This is a genomic window from Weissella viridescens (genome assembly GCF_014789145.1).
Taxonomy (GTDB): Bacteria; Bacillota; Bacilli; order Lactobacillales; family Lactobacillaceae; genus Weissella; species Weissella viridescens.
This window is the reverse complement of sequence record NZ_CP061835.1, coordinates 544,936-564,959: the sequence shown is the minus strand read 5'-3', so window position 1 is coordinate 564,959 and position 20,024 is coordinate 544,936. Positions and strand designations below refer to the sequence as shown.

The window sequence follows — 20,024 nt, the reverse complement described above, 5'->3', positions numbered from 1 at the left end:
TCTTTTCGTTTTACACTGTATTTGTTTCGTCTTGTGTACCACCCAAATAGCTAACATCATTGCGTACGACTTCACGGTAATGTTCACCGTCATCAGTTTCTAAAATAGATGTACTTGTATTGCTCAAGCCACCTTCTTTACGGACATCAGATAGCGGAACTTGTAAGAGCGCCCCCATCCCTGCTGTTAATGCCATCCCATGACTAAAATAGATTAAGTTCACATCTGGACCACCATATTGCTGAACGGTTGCTTTAACATCATTAACAAATCGTTCTTGCACGTGTTCAAAGCTTTCTGCGCCTGGAACTTGATCAGCATCAAATAAATCAGGCTGATGCCGGTAAGCCTCATGCATATCGTGATATTGACGTTTCACATCTTCAAAGCGCATGCCTTCCCAGACACCCATTCCAAATTCTTTTAGACCTGGTAATAGCGTCAACGGAACATCTTGGTGCATCGCTGCCAATGTTGCTTCAGCAGTATCAACTGCACGCTTAATCGGACTACTAAACGCATGTTTAAATGGAATTGGTGCAAGATGGTGTGCTAATTGCTTAATTTGTTCATATGATTCAGGTAAGAGTGGGGAATCACCATTCGCCCCCTGGAATCGACCTTCTTGGTTCCATTCGGTTTTGCCGTGTCGGATAAAATATAATGTTGTCATTTGTTCGCTCCACTCCTGAATTTTTCTAATACCCCTATTATAAGCGTTCTCAGTGAAAACCTCAGCCTTTTTTTACGAAAATAAAAAAAACGTCTAACTAAAGTTAGACGTTTTTTGCTATTCTTAATCCTCTAATCCTTCAACAACTGCTTCAGGATAGTTAGCGCGAACAATTTCAGCTTCATGGGCTGACAACATTGGGAACGTTGGATCAGCACCAAGGTCAAGGTGGTACATCCGATCACGTGGTGATACTTCACCAGCCGCATGTTCAACCTTAATGTGATAACCATCGTATTCTGGCGCATCACCAGCATCAGCGACATTAGCCAACGTTAGTTGTGAGACCATCAAGATAACGCGAATATCTTGTCCTAAGCTATCAACAAGCATTTGTTGGTCATCAGTGAGATAAAGCGTCACAGCAGCCTCTGAAGGCTTACCAATTAACTTTTCATCACGGGCCACTTCCAAAGCCTTATTCACAGCATCACGGAGTGACATAAAGTCAGTCCAGCGGGTAATCAAAGGCGTTACATTACCAAGGTCTTCAACAGCAGGCATTTCAGTCAAGAAGGCATAATCACCAGCTTCATATGGTAAGTAATCAAAGATTTCTTCGGCAGTGTGTGGCAAAATCGGCAAAATCAACTTATCCAAATCAACTAAGATTCGGTACAAAACTGTTTGTAATGAACGACGTGCATGCCCATTTGGCGCCTCAACATACAAAATATCTTTAGCGAAGTCCAAATAGAAAGCAGATAAATCGACGTTGATGAAATTAATCAACAACTTATAAACTTGTTGGAAATCGTATTCATCATAGGCACGGCGCATATCACGAACCAATTCGTTGAAGTGTGCGAAGAAGTATTGATCAACTGGTGTTAAATCACGGTATGGTACCGCATTTTCCATAGGATTGTAATCTGACGTATTTGAAAGCAAATAACGCATCGTATTACGGATCTTACGGTAAACTTCTGAGGTCTTACTCAAAATATCCTCTGAAACACGGACATCGCCGGATGTATCAACTGATGTTACCCACAAACGAATAATTTCAGCCCCCATCTTCTTGGTAATGTCATTTGGTGAAACTGTGTTCCCAATTGACTTAGACATCTTATCCCCATTACCATCTAAGGCGAAACCTTGTGAAATCACGCGACGGTATGGTGCCTTGTCATGGATAGCTACTGATGTAATTAACGATGAATTAAACCAGCCACGGTATTGGTCTGAACCTTCCAAAACCAAATCTTCAGGGAATGATAGCTCTGGACGTTGTGCCATCACAGCTGTGTGTGATGATCCTGAATCAAACCAAACATCCATAATATCGGTTTCCTTCGTGAATTCACCATTTGGTGAGTGTTCATTCGTATAACCTTCTGGCAATAGTTCCTTGGCTTCACGTTCAAACCAAACATCTGAGCCATTTTTTGCAACTAAGTCAGCAACATGATCAATAATTGATTGTTCCAAAATAGCGGTCCCATCTTCAGCATAGAAGATTGGCAATGGCACACCCCAAACACGTTGACGTGAAATCACCCAATCACCGCGATCACGAATCATGTTTGCAAGGCGCTTGTGTCCCCATTCAGGTTGGAAATTAACATCATCCAAACTATCCAAAATTTCTTGGCGAATTGGTTCGATTGAAGCAAACCATTGCGGTACCGCACGGAAAATGACTGGTTTCTTGGTACGCCAATCGAATGGATAACTGTGAGTAATGTCTTCAGCTTTAATGAGTGCATCATTTTCTTCAAGCTTCTTCAATGAAATAGCATTCGCATCATCATAGAAAACACCTTCAAAGTCTGGTCCAGCTTCTTCCGTCATGTATCCTCGATCATCAACATTCATGATGATTGGCAAATCATATTTTTGACCAATGGCAAAATCATCTTCACCAAAGCCAGGGGCTGTGTGAACAAGACCAGTTCCAGCATCTGCTGTCACGTGATCACCATTAATCACTAAGATTTCACGATCCATGTATGGGTGTTGGGCTGTCATACGATCAAGGTCGCTTCCTTGAACCGTTTTAACAACTTCATAATCATCACCCCAACCATAAGCTTGTGCGGCTGAACCAAGCAAGGCATCCGCTACCACAAATTTACGCTCAGATCCGGCTGGTTGGACAACATCATATTTGAATGATGGGTTTACAGCGATAGCCTCAGAAGCAGGAATGGTCCAAGGTGTCGTGGTCCAAACAATAAAGTACGTATCGTTATCTAGGATGTCCTTACCATCTTTTACGCGTTCTGCAAAAGAAACAGATGTTGATGTAACATCATGATATTCGATTTCAGCCATTGCCATCGCTGATTCAGATGACCATGACCAAAAGACTGGCTTTTTACCACGATAAATCAAACCACGCTTAGCCATTTTTCCAAATACGCGTAATTGCTCTGCTTCATATTGCGGTTGCTTCGTCAAGTATGGGTGATCCCAGTCAGCAGAAATACCTAGGCGCTTAAAATCAGCCATTTGCGTCTTAACTTGTTTGTCTGCAAATTCAGCGGCCATCTTACGCCACTTAACAGGGCCAGCGGCCTTACGATCTTTACCGGCTTTTGTTAATTGTTGTTCAATTGGTAGACCATGTGTATCCCAACCAGGCACGAATGGTGCATAATAACCACTCATTGACTTGTAACGCACAATAATATCCTTTGAGATCTTATTCATAGCGTGTCCAATGTGGATATTCCCGTTCGCATATGGAGGCCCATCATGCAACATAAATGAAGGCTTCCCCTCATTTAATTGTTGGCGCTTTTCATATACTTTATTTTCAAACCAATCGTTTTCACGTTCAGCTTCTTTTTGTGGCAAATTTCCACGCATTGGAAACTTTGTCTTACCAAGATTCAACGTCTCTTTGATTTTCATGCTTGAACTCCTTTCAAATAAAAAAACATCCCAGACTGAATTGCTTCAGTCCGGGACGTTAATAGTAACGTGGTACCACCCGTTTTCACGATTAAAAATCGTCTCAACGTTTATTCACTTTATTGATTTACCTACTGATAAACATTTTGCGGAACTACTCTAGACTCACACCATGCACTAGATCGCTGATTAGAATACAAAATATCGTTTGGTTAGATAACTTTAATAAGAATAATACCTAAAAATGCAATTGGTTTCAAGCCTTTTTTATGATTGCAAGTCTGGCATAACCACAAATGTTTCAGTTTGCGCACTATCGGAAATTGAAGCATCAGGATCATCAACTGGTGTTGCACTTGCCCCTTGTTCAACGACAACGGGTGCATCTGCTTCAGTATTCACTGGTTGTGCGGCAACTTCCTTTTGGAATTCGTCCCAACCTTCAGTGTTCATAAGATCCATTTGTGCACGCAACAAACCGTTGATACGCTCCTTAAAGGCTGCCATTTCCTTTTCCATTGCGTCATGGTGTGCAACCAAGTCATCATTCTTGCTTTGGCTTTCTGAAAGCAAATTATTTGCTTTCGCATTAGCTTCCATGACAATCTTTTGTGCTTCAGTCTCTGCTTGTTGCAAAGTTGCTTCAGCTTCTGCTTCGGTTTGCTTCTTCAAACGATCAGCAGCTTCTTGCGCAATCAAAATTGATGAGTTAACAGATTGTTTCATCTCTTCAACTTGAGTAGCATTAGAATCCGCTTCAACTAACTTAGTCCGCAAAGCTTGGTTTTCTTGCATCAAGTTATCGTAATCTACAGCAATTTGATCCAAAAAATCAGTAACTTCGGCTTTATCGTACCACTTGTTTGAACGTGTGGTAAATTGTTTTGAATGAATCTCTTGTGGTGTAACTGCCATCATTAAATCTCCTATCTATTTTTCAATTTTGCAACGGACAACTTGTGTTTATCCTTACGGGTTAACCCATTATCACTTAATATTTGCAATCGTCCGAAGCCACGTGTAGAAATCAAATCACCCGCGGCAACCTCAAACTCAGCACGTTTTTGAATGGCCCAATTTAGTTTAACTTGGCCATTTTCAACTAACTCTTTGGTTTGACTCTGAGTTAAGCTAAATGCATTCGCAATAATTGTATCTAATCGCAACGAACTGGTTAAAATATCATCCAATTCCCAATTGAGCTTAGGTTGAATGGCCATTTCAGTGTCCACTTCGTCAAATTTGACGGGTACCTTACCAAAACGTTCGATGTGTGTTTGCACATACCTTGCGACGACATCCGTAGTAACCAGCTGCCAACTATCATTCCCATCCGTCACAATGTCACCCACCGATTTACGCTCGATACCATTGTGCATTAAACTTCCGAGAATCGTACTATGTCGCATTTCTAAAAACTTTTGCGGATATTGAATCTGCAAAAGTTTTAATTCAAAATCCGTTGTCTTGACGGTATCCGCTGACATATAACTTGGTAAAAATAACCCACGTTGCATCTCAGCATTATCAAAGATACCCGAGGAAACAAATTGAACCTCCGCAAGCCGATTTACCAATGTGTCAACGATAAATCGTTCGCGAGGGTTTAAAAACGGTGTTAATACCATACGGTATTCTGCCTGACACTGCATTAACCAGTCTTGCACTTGTTGAACAAAGGGTTGTTCCTCACTGCGGAAATGCTGTGAAAGATCTGAAGTCATTACCAGCCCCACATTACAAACTTTGCGCAAGGGACATAATGCCGTATTGCGCTGCTTGTAATAAGATTAGTGCAATAATCGCACTAAAATCAATCATTCCGAGTGGTGGCACAATTCTTTGAATCGGCCCGACCACTAAATCAGCAATTTTGGCAATAAACTCCCCGAACTTACTATCGCGTAACGCTGGAAACCAGCTCATCAAGGCCCAAATCACAATAATCCATTCAAGACCTTGTAGTAAATACGCTAAAATCATGAGGACTGTGCCCATATTTGACTCCTTGCTTAATTACCGAATTGTTGTCCCACGTTTTGTGAGATTGTTCCAGAGATTTCAAAGTTATGTGGTGTTGCCACAAAAATTTGGTCTCCTACACGTTCAACATCGCCATCAACAGCAAATGTTGCCCCCGCAATGTAGTCTAGCACGCGCAATTGGTTACGTTCATCGATTGAACTAAAGTTAACAATAACCGCTTCACCTTGAAGAATTTGCGTTGCAATTGTTTGTGCATCTGCATACGTACGTGGTTCGTACAATGCAATTTTAGCCGCACTATTACGCTTGCCATCTAGCTTTAAGACATTGGCACGTGGATTTGTTTTCACCTTACTGTCAGTGTTGTCATCTGGTTGTTGTGCATCATCAAGATACTCATCAGCAACCTCATCTTCATAATAATCGTCAACACCGAAAAAATCTTTAAATTTATTAAATGCCATTCAGTATCACCTACTTTTACTTTTCGTCACGTTTGTTCCAGCTAAAGAATGCTGGACGATCAATTTCGTCCTCATTTGCAGCTGGTTGTTGGTTTGGTTGCGCTTCAACCGATGGAGCAGCTGGTTGTGGTTCTTGAGCCGCTGGTTGCGCATTTTGACTATTATTAGCCATATTCCAATTTGCAAACGGATCAGCTGGTTGCTGTGGTTGTGCTGGTTGTTGTGGTGCAGCTGCCGGTTGCACAGGTTCACTTGTTGCATCAAATGGACTTGTTGCGTTTGTACCACCCACATTAATTTCAGGACGTGGTGTTTGTGTCTTATCAATGCCAGTGGCAATCACAGTCACAATAATTTCACCATCCATGTCTTCATCAATGGTTGTACCAAAAATGATATCGACATCGGTTCCAGCCGCTTGTGCAATTGTTTCTGAAGCTTCTTGTGCTTCAAACAATGACATATCGGCACCACCCTTGATTGAGAGCAAGACATTTGATGCGCCTTCAATCTTGGCTTCAAGCAATGGTGAGGCAATCGCCTTGCGCGTGGCTTCAGCGGCACGGTTTTCACCAGAAGCTGTTCCGATTCCCATCAAAGCAGTTCCTTGGTTAGCCATGGCCGTCTTCACATCAGCAAAGTCCAAGTTGATAATTCCAGGCTTCGTAATCAAGTCTGAAATACCTGAAACACCTTGGAGCAAAACATCGTCAACCATCTTGAAGGCGTCCATAATTGGCGCTTTCTTGTCAACAATTTGCAACAAGTTGTTGTTTGAAATGACGATTAATGTATCAACATTTTCTTTTAAATTGGCAAGACCTTCGGCAGCAGACTTGCCACGGCGAGGTCCTTCAAATGAGAATGGACGTGTTACAACACCAATTGTTAACGCACCTGAGTCACGAGCGATTTTGGCCACAACGGGCGCCGCTCCTGTTCCAGTTCCGCCACCCATTCCGGCTGTGACAAAGACCATGTCAGCGCCGGCAAGTGCTTCAGAAATTTCTTGTTCACTTTCTTTAGCAGCTGCTTCACCCACTTCAGGACGTGCACCAGCACCTAATCCACGGGTTGCCTTTGATCCGATCTGAATCTTCACTTCAGCTGAAGAACGTTCGAGGGCTTGTGCGTCAGTGTTGGCTACGATAAAATCAACGCCTTCTACACCTTCGTTAACCATTCGGTTAACAGCGTTTCCACCACCACCACCGACACCGATGACTTTAATTGTTGCACCATATTCTTGATTTGTATCCATTTGGAAATCCATATTGAGCTCCTTGTATTGCTAGTATCTATTCAAAGAATTCACGAAAGAATTCACCAATTCTTGATGATTTCTTATCTGAATCACGTGTATTTACAACTTCATCTTCATGACTTATCTCAGCATCCAAATCTGTACCATCTTCGACTGGACGGACAGGCTGTGGTCGCTTTTGAACTGGCGCATAGGTTTCAGAAACTGGCGCTGCCTTGGCGACTCTTGGATTAGCCGTTTGTGTTTCTACAGCTGTTCGTCCAAGACCTTGAATGGTTAGCCCATACAAAGCTTGCTTGACGACCAATTGAATTGGTAATTGTTGGGCTGCCGACTGAATAACTGCCCAAGCATTGGCAAAACCGGGATGATGTAGCCCAATATCATTGGGCGCGAAACTTTTGGTTTTAACACCCAAACTCGCTTCCACAGCGTCTGGCATACCACTTAATGCAGCCGTACCACCAATGAGTGTTACCCCACCTGGAAGTTGCTGGGCATTCACCATCTTTAACTTTTCACCTAACTTACCCAAAATTTGGTCAACGCGAGCCTCAATGACTTCCGCTAGATATTTTTGTGTAATTTCTTCAGGTTCAGTTTGTCCAACACGTTGAATCACCAACTTTTCTTGTCCATCCGCTAAGCGCGTTAGCGCCACGCCAGAATCAAGTTTAAGCATTTCGGCTTCATAACCACCAATTGATAACACATTGCTGATATCTCGCGTAATGTTATCGCCACCTGCTGGAAATGACGAAATAAACTTAATTTGGTTCCCTTGGACAACAGACGCCGTGGTTTGTCCGGCACCCATATCCAAAAGAATACTACCAAATTCTTGTTCTGCTTCAGATAAGACCGTCTTACTGGTTGCTAAAGGTGTTAAGACGCAGTCGCGGAGGTTTAATCCAGCCTTTGCAATTGCCATTTTTAGATTACCCAAAATATGCTTGGGCGCCGTGTAAGCAATTGCATTCATGGCTAACCGCATACCAACCATGTCGTTTGGGTCTTGAATCCCATCAAAATCATCAACAACAAAATCAAGTGGTACCAAATCGATAACTTCTCGATCGGCAGCGACTTGGCCTTTGATGATTTCATGTACGACAGCCTCAACATCTTGATATGAAATATGTTGTGAGTCTTGGACTGTAATTTGTCCATTTAGTCGGCTAATTTGAATATTTTCAGCTGGTAATGCTGCAACAACTTCGGTAATCGTTTGTCCAGCTTGCTCATTAATTTGTGCCATTGCTTGCCGAATATCAGTTACTGTCGCATCAATGTCAACAACAACGCCCTTTTTGACGCCGTGTGAAACTGAACGACCAACTGCGATTATATTCGCTTGCTGATTGCGAACATCAGCTGCCAATGCTTTAACAGTATTGGTTCCAATATCCAAACCAACAATTAATCCATGATTGGCCATATGTTTCCTCCTTCGACTGAAATTAAAAGTCATTAAAATATATAAACATTTCCTTAAAAGAATACCATACTTGGGGTCTTTCTTCTACTTTTCAAACTAAATTTGTTCAATTTCATGCAAATGTTAAAAGTCTTGTTGATACCCATATGCACCAACCTGTAAATCAATAATTGTTTTTTTATTTCCAACATTTTTTTGGTTTGCTTTAACTTGCGCGGCAATGGATGGATAGTACTTTAATTTTTCAGCTACATCACTCGCATTAATCAAAACTTCATTCCCATCATTCATAAAGAGCATCAACCGTTCAGAATTGAGTTTAGTTGGTGCCCATACGACGTCAGAAATCGAACGTCGAATCGGTCCATTCAGCTTACCGACTTGGTGACTGACTTTTTCAAGGACTTTTCGATTAGTTGGAAAGTTTTCATAAATCGCATATTGATCACTTGGCCGCTCTTTTGACGCTTCACCAATTACCTCGCCATTATCAAGTAAGGTTTGGTATCCCAAATCCGTCTGAATATACCCGACCTTAGGATGTTCCTTCACTTTAACTTGAATTGTAGTTGAATTTTTAATCGTCAAAGCCAATGATGCAATTTGTGGGTTAGCCTGTTTAGCCTTTGATTGAAAGTAACTGCTTTCATTAGCTGTTAAAAAAGTTGACTGACGCTCACGCAATTGCGCAGCCTGTAAAACTTGGTTTGCTGTTAAATCATCATTGCCCACCACCCGATAGTGTTGGACCTGTGCCGCTGGAGAAACCAGCCAACCAATGACCAGGGCTAAGAATATGAATAATGTCATAACGCCAATCCCTTGCCATTGGCTTCGTGACAAACGATCAAAGCGTTTGGGCGTCGTGAGTGTGACTGCATCAACACTTTCATCATCATCAATTTCGGCAGGCAGTTCTTCGTTAATCACATTGCCCAAACCTTGTTGCTTGATTTTACGCTGTTGACGTTGCACATTATCACGCCATTTTTGCCAAAAAGAAGGTTTTTTAGTCGCTTTGTCAGGATGTTGTCTGGGCGATTGTATCTTAGGCTTACGTTTCGGACGTTGAACTGGCCCATCTGACTGACTAGATGATCCAGTTGCCCCATCCGTTAACTGATTTAAATGCTTTTGAATATCAGCCGTCGATGGCTTTTTAGGATCATCTGTTGTCATCTGTTCTACCCTTTCTCACGTCTCATAAATTATTGAAGCACATTTTCTATTAGGTTAATGAATTCATCCGCGGCATCTGGTACACCCAGTTGCTTTGAATGTTTAGCCATATCAGCACGAAGTGTTTCATCCGTCATAATTTGATTAACAGCCTGGTAAAGCGTTGTCCCGCTCAGAACATCTTCAGTTACCATATCTGCAGCCTGTGCATCAACCAAACTTTGTGCATTTTTTGTTTGATGATCATTAGTGACGTATGGACTTGGGATTAAGACCATTGGTTTTCCCAGAGCAGTCTGTTCCGCAATACTGGTTGCTCCAGCCCGTCCAACAACCAAATCTACCTTTGGCATGAGTTCTGGCATATTGCTAATATATGGTACAACAGCAACGTTTCCAGCGGGCATAACGGCATTGTCCTTTAATGCCTTTTGTACGTCATCAAAACGTTTCTTACCCGTTGCAAACACAACCTGATAGTCAGCTTGATTGTATTCTGACATTGCGTCAACCATCGCTGCATTAAGTTTAGGTGCACCCTGAGATCCACCAAAAACAAGTACCGTTGGTGTGTCAGCGTTCAAGCCTAAACTAGCCCAATCAAATTCACCTGTACTTTGTACAACTTCTTGAGCACGAGGGTTTCCAACTAACTCAGCTTGACCAGGTTTAAAAGCTTTAATGGCATCTGGAAACGCCACACCCACTTTCTTGGCTTTTCGAGCTAAAAACTTATTGGTCACGCCGACAACGGAATTTTGCTCATGAATCACTGTTGGAATTTTTAGTAATTGCGCTGCATAAAGCACGGGTCCAGAAACATACCCACCTGTACCAACAACGACATCAGGTTTGAAGTCCTTCAACATCTTGCGTGCATTTTTAGTTGCCGTTAAGAAGAGATAGACCGTTTTAAAATTATTTAATGTAATCGCACGATCAAAACCTTGTACATCAACAGCCTTAAAGTCAATCCCAGCTTTTGGGACAATATCCTTTTCAAGACCGCGTTCCCCACCAATATAAAGGACTTCCGTTTTTGGCTCACGTTCTTTCAAACGATTGACCGTCGCTAAGGCAGGATAAATATGTCCGCCAGTTCCACCACCAGATACAACAATACGCATTATTTTACCTCACTTTGTGTTTGTGCAGCATAATCTTGAACTGCTTGAATAAATAAATCACCACGTGTTTCAAAATTTGGGTATTGATCCCACGATGCAGCCGCTGGAGAGAGTAAGATAACATCTCCGGGTGCACTCTTTTCAAAAGCAAGTGGTACTGCAGTTTGAACGTCTTTTGTCTTCACAACTGGGAGCTTAGCCGCATCTGCAACCGCTACTAACTTATCAGCAGTTTCACCAAAAACAACCATTTGTGATACATGGGCCTTTAAGGCAGGCAAGAGCAGCATTTCGTCGTCGCCACGGTCCAATCCACCAGCCAGTAGTACAACTGGTTGCTTAAATCCAGACAAGGCACTTTCTGTTGCTTCAATATCTGTCGCTTTTGAATCATTATAAACCAGGCGATCTAAGTAAGTACCAACCTTTTGAAGTCGATGCCTAACACCTGTAAATTCACTCAGTGCTTTACGCATTGCTGATATTGGCACACGCTCCAATTGACCAACCGCAATCGCAATCAGCGCATTTTCAATATTATGATCACCTGTTACACCTAGTTCACTTGCAGGCATAACAGCTTCTTCTCTAAAGTATAACCAGCCATCCGCAAGATATGCCCCCGCAGTACTATTTCCTTGGCGCGAAAACGGTACAATCTGGGCCTTACTTTGTTGACTAAGGTCACGCCACTCCGCTTTATCGAAATTCATGACCAAGTAATCCGACGCTGTTTGGTTTTTAGTAATATTCATTTTTGCTGCCACATAGGCTTCTCGTGATCCGTGATAATCCAAATGTGACGCATAAATATTTGTAATGACCGCAATCTTTGGTTTCAGATCCGGCACCCCCATTAGTTGAAAGGATGATAGCTCCGTAATTAATGTATCGGTTGGTCGCACAGTCTTCGCAATTTCACTAACTGGTGTCCCAATATTTCCGGCAACGCGCACATCGTGGTCAGCTGTCGTTTGAGTCCGTAAGACGGCTGCAATCATCTCTGTCGCAGTTGTTTTTCCATTCGATCCAGTCACCGCAATCCAATCACCTTCGATGTATGGTTGGGCCAGAGCCACTTCAACCTTGATTGGAATATTTCGCGCTTGCGCTGCTTGAAGAATTGGAATGGTATACGGAATTCCGGGATTTTTAATAATTTGGTCAACACCATCAAGCAACTGCTCATCTTGGTCTTGCGTGAATGTGACGCCTTTTGTTTGAAGGGCCTGTACTTTCGGATCCGAAAAATCTAACTTGGGATCTGAAACAATCACATCCTGTCCCTCTTCTAACAACAATTTTGCTGCCGCAGCACCTGAGCGGGCAAAGCCAATCACTAACGTTCGCATAAACCTATCCTTTCCAATTCACAATCGACGGTCAAGCTGACCTGCTTATTACAATTTTATGTATGTTGGGCGCTGATCTCCCAACTAGCGTAACTTTTAATTAAAACAAAATGAAGTAGAGTACGGATCCTAACAACCCAACACTCCAAAAGAGAGCGTCAACTTGCCATTCGTTCCAAGGCTTTTCAACATTTCCAGTCAAACCACCCTTTTCCACACTGTGATGAATAGGCGTAATCAAGAAAATACGCTTTCCAGTCAAACGGAATGACGTAATTTGAATAATAACTGAAAGGGTATCAATCATGAAGACCACTCCGATCAACAAAATTGACCATTCTTTGTGTAATACGATCGCATTCATAGCGAGCCCAGCCCCTAAAGCAAGCGAACCAGTATCACCCATGAAAATACTTGCTGGATAATGATTAAAGACGAAGAAACCAACAAGCGCACCAATCATCAACGCATCAAGTAACATCACACCTGAATTGGCTTGTTGCATGGCAATAATAAGGTATGAGCCATAGGCGATAATTGCTAACCCCGTTGCAAGACCATCAAGTCCATCCGTCAAGTTTGTCGCATTTGACCAACCAACGAGCCAAATGATGACAAAAATCGTATAGAAGAAGGCATTATGCAAAGTTGGTAAGCCAAATGGCATGGCCAAGCTAAATTCAAAGCCACTCATGTGCAAAAGCACAACACCTAAGATAGCCGCCAGAATTTCAACACTCAACTTTGGCAAAAAGCGAAAACCTTCATCGCGGTGATTGAAGATTTTAATACTATCATCAAACCCACCAACAACCGCATATAGAAAGATTGCCAATAGAACTACCAATGCGGTAACATCATAGGCTTTCATAAAGAATCCTAGAATTGCATAACCGATAATCACCACGGCAATAAATCCCGCACCACCCATCGTCGGTGTTCCCGCTTTGGCGGCATGATCAGGTTCGTTTTCACCTGAACGCATCACCAATTGTTCAATTTTCTTTTTCTTAAACCAATCCCGCAGGGCTGGTACAACAAACACAGTTGCTGCTAGACCAACTAGCAGGCCAACAAACACAATCCACATCATTTAACTACTCCTCTATTCTACCTTTGGTTCTTTAAACTCGATTGTCATTTCATGGACACCTTCATTCAAACGTGTCCCACCTTCAACTGACTGCGCCGCCACAAAACCATTTCCCTTACTATTGATTTTGATTTTAGCTAAGTCAGCCCAAATCATTACATCATTTTTTGACCAGCCATGCATATCCGGTACAACAATATTCTTACCGGTATTGACGAAGACACGTTGCTTATTCAACATCCCCGTCTTACCAGCTGGACTTTGTGCAATAACCTTGTCGCCATCTCCCATTACAAGCGCCTCCAAATGGGCTTGTTCAATTTTATCCACCGCTTGTTTTCGGCTCTGATTTTTTACATCAGGGACTTGGGTCAATTGCGCTTGGCTACTTACAGCTTTATTGTCGCCCTTCGCCATCTGCAAAGCCTGTGTCATGACCGGCTTGAATACACCAGCCATTTGCTTTGTCACTTGACTCGGCACTTTTTGCGGTTTCTTAACCACAATGTACATCATATATCGTGGCTTATCAGCTGGCGCCATCCCGATCCAAGAATGAATCTCTTGGGTTGGGTTTTGTGCATTTTGATAACCTGACGCCGTCGAAACTTGAGCAGTTCCAGATTTACCGGTCGTTCGCACACCCTTCAATGCATAATCGTGGCCGAGACCATCATCATTATAAACAACCGCTTCAAGCTGCTTTCGCGTGGCCGCCGCTGTTTTTGCCTTGATTGGTTTTCCAACCTTTTGTCGTTTCGCTTCATAGACAACTTTTTGTGTATTTGGATTAATAATTTTACTTACAACGTGTGGCTTAAGCATGGTTCCATCACCAGCAATTGCAGTATAAGCCTGCAACATCTGCAATGGCGTCGTGGAAATCGCTTGTCCAAAGGACGTATTAGCTTGCTCAAATGGATAACGGAACTGCATCATACCCAAATTTTCTTGGGGCAAGCCTGATTTTGTTGATTTCAAGAAACCAAAATTCCGAATGTATCGTTGCCATGTTTTGGCACCCATTCGTTGTTCAGTTAAGGCCATTGCAACGTTGGATGATAATCCAACACCTTGGTCATAACTAATTTGTCCCCAACCACGTCCATTATTCCAATCTGTCACCTTTTTACCGTCAACATTCAACGTTCCTGATCGGTAAGTAGCATTTGGGTTCCAGTTATTCGTATCTATAGCAGAAGCTACAGTTACACCTTTCATAACTGAACCTGGCTCAAATGAATTTGTTAATTCATTTTGCCAATAGTCACCAATTCCTTGGCCCGTCGTGGCATTATAATTTGGTCGTTGCGTTGAGGCAACAATATTTCCATTTTGGGTATCCATAACCACCGCTAGCGCCGATTTTGGCGCCATCGTATCGTTAAGTACGTCCATACGTGTTTCAAGTTGTGCCTGCAACTTTGAATCAATTGTCGTATAAACATCCGAACCGTTAACGGCGGGTTTTGATTTTGCCCGATTAGCATCGTTCTCATCAACTGCCGTGGCTTTAATGCCATTCTTACCAGTCAAATTTTTATTCCAACCAGCTTCGATACCACTATTCCCTTTTAACTCGGTTAACCCTGTCTGCTTATTCTCAACATTGCCAGCTAAACCAATCAGATTTGCTGCTGCCACACCATTTGGATAGAACCGGGCTGGACTACCAACAAAGGTTAGCCCTGGAATACGTTTATTCTTTAATTGTTTGTACTTTAAGACGTCTAATTGACTTCCAGATGAACCAAATTGAACTTGGTCGCGCTTGGCCTTTCGTCCATCTTTTAAAGCTTTTTCATATGTACTTGCCTTGCCACCTAGTTCTTTTGATAGAACGGCGCTCACATGTTTATCTTGGCTAGGGGTTACGTACATCTTTTTACCGTTGGGCCCAATCTGCGATTTATCAAGAACAGCCACCACTGTATACGATGTCGTATTTTCAGCCATGGGATTGCCATTAACGTCAAAAATTTGGCCTCTCTTAGCTTCGTCAATACTTTGACTTTGATAAATTTGCTGTGTCGCTTTATCAAGTCGATGACCTTTAACATCTTTAGTAACCGCGATGTGCGCATACCGATAACCCAACACAAGCAACACGAGCATCGTTGAAGCTAACAAAACTAAGCCAGCTATTCGACTATTTTTATCCAATTGTTTCCAGATTCCGTGTCGCTTCTTTTGTGCCATCTTATTTTACATTCCTAACATTGTCATTGTTCATTGTAAGGTTTTCTTTTTTAGCAACTTCACTCAACTTATCATTATTGGTCACTGTGCCAATTTCTTGACGTAAATCATTATTATCATTTTTGGTTTGATTAAGTTGCGCTGTTACCTGTGTTAAATGACTGTTAGCTTTAGCTCCCTGGTTACTAACATTAATGACCATAAAGACACCCACAATCGCAACCAAAATCGTTGCTGCTAACATTGTGAAATCTAAAAAGTTCCATTTGGGCCGAGCCAGTGGAATGCGTTTGACTGTTTTTTTGGGTTGTCGTTTAGGGCGTACTTGTGGCGTCGGTTTAACAATGGACTGGTGATTATAATTTGGTGTAGCCATAGTATTAATTTCCTTTCTTTATTTCACGACTTTATTTCACGCGTTCAATAATGCGTAATTTAGCGGAATGGGCCCGGTGATTTTCATCCATCTCCACTGTACTTGGCACAATCGGCTTACGATTAACTAATTTAAAATCAGGTTCCATTTCTTCTGGAATCACAGGTAAGCCTGCAGGCAGTTCGGGTAATGTTGTTTTTTCTCTAAACATTGTTTTTACTAAACGATCTTCTAAAGATTGGAAAGTAATGACTGCAATCCGGCCATTAATTTCCAACAAGTCTAATGCTTGTTGTAATGAATCCTCAACAGCACCCAGTTCATCGTTAACAGCAATCCGAATCGCTTGGAATGTTTTTTTAGCAGGATGTCCACCTTTACGACGGGCAGGAGCTGGAATTGCTGATTTAATCACTTCAACTAATTCAAACGTTGTTTCAATTGGTGCTTCAGCACGTGTACGTTCAATAGCGCGCGCGATTTGTTTTGAAAACTTTTCTTCACCATAACGTGAAAAAATCCGCATCAAATCTTGAAATGACCATTCATTTACGATTGTTCGCGCATTAAGCGCTTGTGATTGATCCATTCGCATATCTAGTGGCGCATCATAATTGTATGAAAAACCACGTTGACCATCATCAAATTGTGGTGATGAAACGCCTAGATCATATACAATCCCATCAATGCCTGTGACACCTCGTTCAGCTAAAGCTTGCGCTAAGTTACGGAAATTAGTTTGAACCAACTCAACTTTTCCAGCATGGATTTCCTCTGCTAGATGGTCTTCATTATATGTAATGGCCGTGACATCCTGGTCAAAGCTATATAATTTCCCCGTATTAAGTTTGCTTGCCAATAACTTTGAATGGCCACCACCACCCAAAGTTGCATCCACATAGGTACCATCAGCTTTGACAGCTAATCCATCTATTGCTTCATGCAATAATACTGTTGTATGTTCAAATTCCGCCATGCTTCAGCCCTTTTCTTTCTTTTTCAGCTTATTATTTGTTTTAAATACCGAGATCATCAAGACCATCGGCAATATCATCAAAGTTTTCTGCAACATTCTCTTCGTAAGCCTGCCAATTAGCCGTGCTCCAAATTTCGAATGAATCTTCACCCAAACCAAAGACCGTTGTCTCTTTTTCAAGTTGTGCATACTCACACAATGATTTCGTCAGCGTAATTCGCCCTTGCTTATCAAATTCAACTTCTTGCGCGCCTCCCAACACAAAACGCTTAAATTGACGTGCTTTTGCATTGGTTTCTGGTAAGGCACGTACCTGTTTTGAAAAGGCATCCCATCCTTCTTGCGTATACGCCCGGATTGAATGCTCCATCCAACGCGTCACCACAAAAGAATCACCTAATTGGTTACGGAATTTGGCCGGAATGATCAGACGATTTTTAGTATCAATTGTATGTTGGTATGTACCCATGAACATCGCGTCATTCCTCCTTTCATGCCAAATACCTGTTAGTAACCACTTTTTTATTTTTTACACAATCTTACATGATTAATTTACCACAATTCACCACCATTCTCCACTATCCCCCACTATGATTTTTAATAAAAAAAGCGATTCTCAAATGAGAATCGCTTTAAATCAACGTTTCACGTCACTTCTGACGTTTTTAAATTTTATCTCTATTTTTTCATCCAAAAAAACAATCCCCCACCACAACCACTTTCAAATTTAATTAAACAAAAAATAAGCAGACCGGGCTCGTCGCTCGGTCTGCTTATTTCATCATTATTATTTCAAACTGTGATAGCCTTCATCAATTGGAATTTGTTCCTCATAATCAAGATCATTTTGCTGACCTACAAAAAAGGCCAAACTTTCGATGACAAAGTACATTGCTGCGAAAGCATATCCGTAAAGACTTGGTTCTAAGCCAAACCATACCGCAATCGCAAATAAAATCGGCCAGACAAGGAGCATAACTTTAAAAGCCCCCCGCCGCTTAATATATAAACCTAAATAAATACTAAATAATCCATTTACTAGAAATAAAATTCCAAGCACGTTTGCTAATGTTGCCACATGACTCATTTTAACAACAACCGGGATTCCAAACGCAAATAGGAGATTCAAGACCAAAAACGGCCAATATTTCAACATTCTTGTGTATGACATGCTATCTTCCTCATTCTAATTTAATTCAAGCGCGTAACTCAGTGCACTCAGTAGGTATAACGGTGCTGTCTCAGCTCGCAAAATTCTGGGACCAAGTCCCACCGGAATAAACCCTTGCTGTTCCAATGTCCCCATTTCGGTCTGCGATAGTCCACCTTCCGGACCAATCATCCCCACTATGTGACTTTGCGGACCCAATTGGCCAAAAACTGTGGCCAAAGCTGAACGTTCACCTTTTTTGGCACTCTCCTCCCAAGCTACTACCTTATAGGCGTCGGTGGGTAAATCAAGTGCCTGAAGATTTGACACGTACCGTAAAATTGGGATTTCCAATCGATGACTTTGTTCGCTTGCGCCTTTGGCAATTTTTGCCAAACGTGCTAACTTTTTGTCACTTTTCATCCCCCAATGCACAACGGACCATTCAGTTTCAACAAATATAATTTCATGTACACCCAATTCAGTTGCTTTTTGAACAACATAATCTGGTTTATCACCTTTGCTTAAGCCTAAAACAAGAGTCGCCTTAACTGGCAACTCCACTTGTGGCGTTGTCGTTGCAACAACCTGCATAATGGCATTTTGGTCTGTGATTTCCACGACTTTCGCAATCCAAATTGTTCGATGATCTGGTAAGACAAATTCCGCCTCATCATCAATTCGAGCCCGTAATACTGTTACAAAGTGATGGGCAACATCCTCTGGTAATGTGAAAGTTTCAGTTGCGGGCATTTCATCCAAAAAATAACGTTGCATTTAAACCTCCTCACCCGTGGGATTATGTGCGATCAAGCCATACCATTCACCTAGTTGCATGATTTGGTCCACTAACAAGCCTTGTGCTCGCAAAGCGGTTTGAATTGCCTCAATCTTATCTTGATAGATTCCGGAAAGTAAAATTTGCGTTCCTGGCTTAATCACAGCCGGCAATTGTGGAATAAGCGGTAATAGTACTTCTGCCAACATGTTAGCAACCACCACATCAAAATCACTTTCTGTCACATCTGCCAACAAGTCACTGACTTGCACTTTTACATCTGATGCAATGGGGTTCAAATCAAGGTTCCCTTGCGCTGATTTCACAGCAACTTCATCCACATCAGTCCCTAAAACTTCGCTGGCGCCCATGTACTTGGCGGCAATACTTAAAATCCCCGATCCAGTTCCAACGTCCAAAACGCGTTCACCACCACGCAGTACAAATTCTTCAGCTTGAAGCATTAACTTTGTTGTTGGATGTGTCCCTGTTCCAAATGCCATGCCTGGATCTAACACAATCACATGCTCATCTGGCATTTGCGGCTGATAAGTTTCCCATTTTGGCACGACGGTTAAATAACGCGTCAAGCGCACTGGATGATAATATTTTTGCCATTCCGTAGCCCATTCAGCATCTTCAACTGGTTTTTGAACAACCGTCCCCGGCGTCGCGTTTAATCCAAAGGCTTGTAACCCTTGCACACGTTCCCGAATACCATCTAACAATTCAGACACATGGACATCGGCAGGAAAATACCCTGACACTTCAGCACCTTGCGTCACACCTGGCACTGAATCCCAATCAATCGTGACTGTTCCATCAGACGCTTGATAATGATCGCGATCTTCCGCATCATCAATTTGAACCCCTTCAGCTCCCGCCTCAATTAAAATATTACTGACTGCTTCGACTGCTTCATTTTGTGTTGTTACGGTCACTTCTTGCCAACTCATAAGCCCGCCTCATTTCATTTATTATGTACTATTAGAATAGCATAAATTGCTAAATTACATAACAAAAAAACACATGATACCAGAGGTATCATGT

19 protein-coding genes are annotated in these 20,024 nt (G+C 42.1%); all 19 read right to left on the bottom strand.

Translation table 11 applies throughout. The annotated features are described in order from the left end of the window. Positions 1 to 10 precede the first annotated feature (10 nt). Complete coding sequence (locus IE337_RS02845; protein WP_057746128.1) at positions 11 to 673, bottom strand: histidine phosphatase family protein; 663 nt, start codon at positions 671 to 673, stop codon at positions 11 to 13. Positions 674 to 796: 123 nt separating this feature from the next. Then, positions 797 to 3,592, bottom strand: a complete 2,796-nt coding sequence (ileS, locus tag IE337_RS02840; RefSeq protein ID WP_191136713.1) for an isoleucine--tRNA ligase — start codon at positions 3,590 to 3,592, stop codon at positions 797 to 799. 267 nt (positions 3,593 to 3,859) lie between these two features. After that, positions 3,860 to 4,510 carry a DivIVA domain-containing protein gene (locus IE337_RS02835; RefSeq protein WP_227067624.1) on the bottom strand — a complete coding sequence of 217 codons (651 nt, stop codon included), beginning with the start codon at positions 4,508 to 4,510 and terminating at the stop codon, positions 3,860 to 3,862. A gap of 8 nt (positions 4,511 to 4,518) precedes the next feature. Next, positions 4,519 to 5,316: a YlmH family RNA-binding protein gene (locus IE337_RS02830; RefSeq protein WP_191136712.1), complete on the bottom strand. Its 798-nt coding sequence runs from the start codon at positions 5,314 to 5,316 to the stop codon at positions 4,519 to 4,521. Positions 5,317 to 5,329: 13 nt separating this feature from the next. After that, complete coding sequence (locus tag IE337_RS02825) at positions 5,330 to 5,590, bottom strand: YggT family protein (protein ID WP_057746116.1); 261 nt, start codon at positions 5,588 to 5,590, stop codon at positions 5,330 to 5,332. A gap of 14 nt (positions 5,591 to 5,604) precedes the next feature. Then, entirely contained in the window at positions 5,605 to 6,042 is a 438-nt protein-coding gene (locus tag IE337_RS02820; protein ID WP_191136711.1) for a cell division protein SepF, read from the bottom strand. A 16-nt stretch (positions 6,043 to 6,058) separates the two neighbouring features. Next, positions 6,059 to 7,315, bottom strand: a complete 1,257-nt coding sequence (gene ftsZ / locus IE337_RS02815; RefSeq protein ID WP_191136710.1) for a cell division protein FtsZ — start codon at positions 7,313 to 7,315, stop codon at positions 6,059 to 6,061. A 25-nt stretch (positions 7,316 to 7,340) separates the two neighbouring features. After that, complete coding sequence (ftsA, locus tag IE337_RS02810) at positions 7,341 to 8,744, bottom strand: cell division protein FtsA (RefSeq protein WP_191136709.1); 1,404 nt, start codon at positions 8,742 to 8,744, stop codon at positions 7,341 to 7,343. Between the two features lie 123 nt (positions 8,745 to 8,867). Further along, on the bottom strand, positions 8,868 to 9,923 hold the full coding sequence (locus IE337_RS02805; RefSeq protein ID WP_191136708.1) for a cell division protein FtsQ/DivIB: 1,056 nt from the start codon (positions 9,921 to 9,923) through the stop codon (positions 8,868 to 8,870). A 29-nt stretch (positions 9,924 to 9,952) separates the two neighbouring features. Beyond that, positions 9,953 to 11,050 (bottom strand): undecaprenyldiphospho-muramoylpentapeptide beta-N-acetylglucosaminyltransferase, encoded by a 1,098-nt coding sequence (gene murG, locus IE337_RS02800; RefSeq protein ID WP_191136707.1) that lies wholly within the window; start codon positions 11,048 to 11,050, stop codon positions 9,953 to 9,955. Continuing rightward, on the bottom strand, positions 11,050 to 12,402 hold the full coding sequence (gene murD, locus IE337_RS02795) for a UDP-N-acetylmuramoyl-L-alanine--D-glutamate ligase (protein ID WP_191136706.1): 1,353 nt from the start codon (positions 12,400 to 12,402) through the stop codon (positions 11,050 to 11,052). Before murD ends, murG begins: the two co-directional genes overlap by 1 nt. Positions 12,403 to 12,502: 100 nt before the next feature. Beyond that, a complete protein-coding gene (gene mraY / locus IE337_RS02790) occupies positions 12,503 to 13,495 on the bottom strand; it encodes a phospho-N-acetylmuramoyl-pentapeptide-transferase (protein ID WP_057746093.1) in 993 nt (330 codons plus the stop codon). A 12-nt stretch (positions 13,496 to 13,507) separates the two neighbouring features. Continuing rightward, entirely contained in the window at positions 13,508 to 15,694 is a 2,187-nt protein-coding gene (locus tag IE337_RS02785) for a penicillin-binding transpeptidase domain-containing protein (protein WP_191136705.1), read from the bottom strand. Between the two features lies 1 nt (position 15,695). After that, positions 15,696 to 16,070, bottom strand: a complete 375-nt coding sequence (gene ftsL / locus IE337_RS02780; protein WP_191136704.1) for a cell division protein FtsL — start codon at positions 16,068 to 16,070, stop codon at positions 15,696 to 15,698. A 31-nt stretch (positions 16,071 to 16,101) separates the two neighbouring features. After that, on the bottom strand, positions 16,102 to 17,046 hold the full coding sequence (gene rsmH / locus IE337_RS02775) for a 16S rRNA (cytosine(1402)-N(4))-methyltransferase RsmH (protein ID WP_191136703.1): 945 nt from the start codon (positions 17,044 to 17,046) through the stop codon (positions 16,102 to 16,104). Positions 17,047 to 17,086: 40 nt separating this feature from the next. Then, positions 17,087 to 17,521, bottom strand: coding sequence for a division/cell wall cluster transcriptional repressor MraZ (mraZ, locus tag IE337_RS02770; protein ID WP_057746082.1), 435 nt, complete (start codon positions 17,519 to 17,521; stop codon positions 17,087 to 17,089). A 312-nt stretch (positions 17,522 to 17,833) separates the two neighbouring features. Beyond that, complete coding sequence (locus IE337_RS02765; protein WP_191136702.1) at positions 17,834 to 18,217, bottom strand: hypothetical protein; 384 nt, start codon at positions 18,215 to 18,217, stop codon at positions 17,834 to 17,836. A gap of 15 nt (positions 18,218 to 18,232) precedes the next feature. Beyond that, positions 18,233 to 18,973, bottom strand: coding sequence for an RsmE family RNA methyltransferase (locus IE337_RS02760; protein ID WP_191136701.1), 741 nt, complete (start codon positions 18,971 to 18,973; stop codon positions 18,233 to 18,235). Beyond that, positions 18,974 to 19,930 (bottom strand): 50S ribosomal protein L11 methyltransferase, encoded by a 957-nt coding sequence (gene prmA, locus IE337_RS02755; RefSeq protein WP_191136700.1) that lies wholly within the window; start codon positions 19,928 to 19,930, stop codon positions 18,974 to 18,976. Between the last annotated feature and the right edge of the window lie 94 nt (positions 19,931 to 20,024).

Coding starts and splice junctions, on each gene's coding strand:
- IE337_RS02845 (WP_057746128.1), bottom strand. CDS start 673: ATGACAACATTATATTTTATCCGACACGGCAAAACCGAATGGAACCAA.
- ileS (WP_191136713.1), bottom strand. CDS start 3,592: ATGAAAATCAAAGAGACGTTGAATCTTGGTAAGACAAAGTTTCCAATG.
- IE337_RS02835 (WP_227067624.1), bottom strand. CDS start 4,510: ATGATGGCAGTTACACCACAAGAGATTCATTCAAAACAATTTACCACA.
- IE337_RS02830 (WP_191136712.1), bottom strand. CDS start 5,316: ATGACTTCAGATCTTTCACAGCATTTCCGCAGTGAGGAACAACCCTTT.
- IE337_RS02825 (WP_057746116.1), bottom strand. CDS start 5,590: ATGGGCACAGTCCTCATGATTTTAGCGTATTTACTACAAGGTCTTGAA.
- IE337_RS02820 (WP_191136711.1), bottom strand. CDS start 6,042: ATGGCATTTAATAAATTTAAAGATTTTTTCGGTGTTGACGATTATTAT.
- ftsZ (WP_191136710.1), bottom strand. CDS start 7,315: ATGGATTTCCAAATGGATACAAATCAAGAATATGGTGCAACAATTAAA.
- ftsA (WP_191136709.1), bottom strand. CDS start 8,744: ATGGCCAATCATGGATTAATTGTTGGTTTGGATATTGGAACCAATACT.
- IE337_RS02805 (WP_191136708.1), bottom strand. CDS start 9,923: ATGACAACAGATGATCCTAAAAAGCCATCGACGGCTGATATTCAAAAG.
- murG (WP_191136707.1), bottom strand. CDS start 11,050: ATGCGTATTGTTGTATCTGGTGGTGGAACTGGCGGACATATTTATCCT.
- murD (WP_191136706.1), bottom strand. CDS start 12,402: ATGCGAACGTTAGTGATTGGCTTTGCCCGCTCAGGTGCTGCGGCAGCA.
- mraY (WP_057746093.1), bottom strand. CDS start 13,495: ATGATGTGGATTGTGTTTGTTGGCCTGCTAGTTGGTCTAGCAGCAACT.
- IE337_RS02785 (WP_191136705.1), bottom strand. CDS start 15,694: ATGGCACAAAAGAAGCGACACGGAATCTGGAAACAATTGGATAAAAAT.
- ftsL (WP_191136704.1), bottom strand. CDS start 16,070: ATGGCTACACCAAATTATAATCACCAGTCCATTGTTAAACCGACGCCA.
- rsmH (WP_191136703.1), bottom strand. CDS start 17,046: ATGGCGGAATTTGAACATACAACAGTATTATTGCATGAAGCAATAGAT.
- mraZ (WP_057746082.1), bottom strand. CDS start 17,521: ATGTTCATGGGTACATACCAACATACAATTGATACTAAAAATCGTCTG.
- IE337_RS02765 (WP_191136702.1), bottom strand. CDS start 18,217: ATGTCATACACAAGAATGTTGAAATATTGGCCGTTTTTGGTCTTGAAT.
- IE337_RS02760 (WP_191136701.1), bottom strand. CDS start 18,973: ATGCAACGTTATTTTTTGGATGAAATGCCCGCAACTGAAACTTTCACA.
- prmA (WP_191136700.1), bottom strand. CDS start 19,930: ATGAGTTGGCAAGAAGTGACCGTAACAACACAAAATGAAGCAGTCGAA.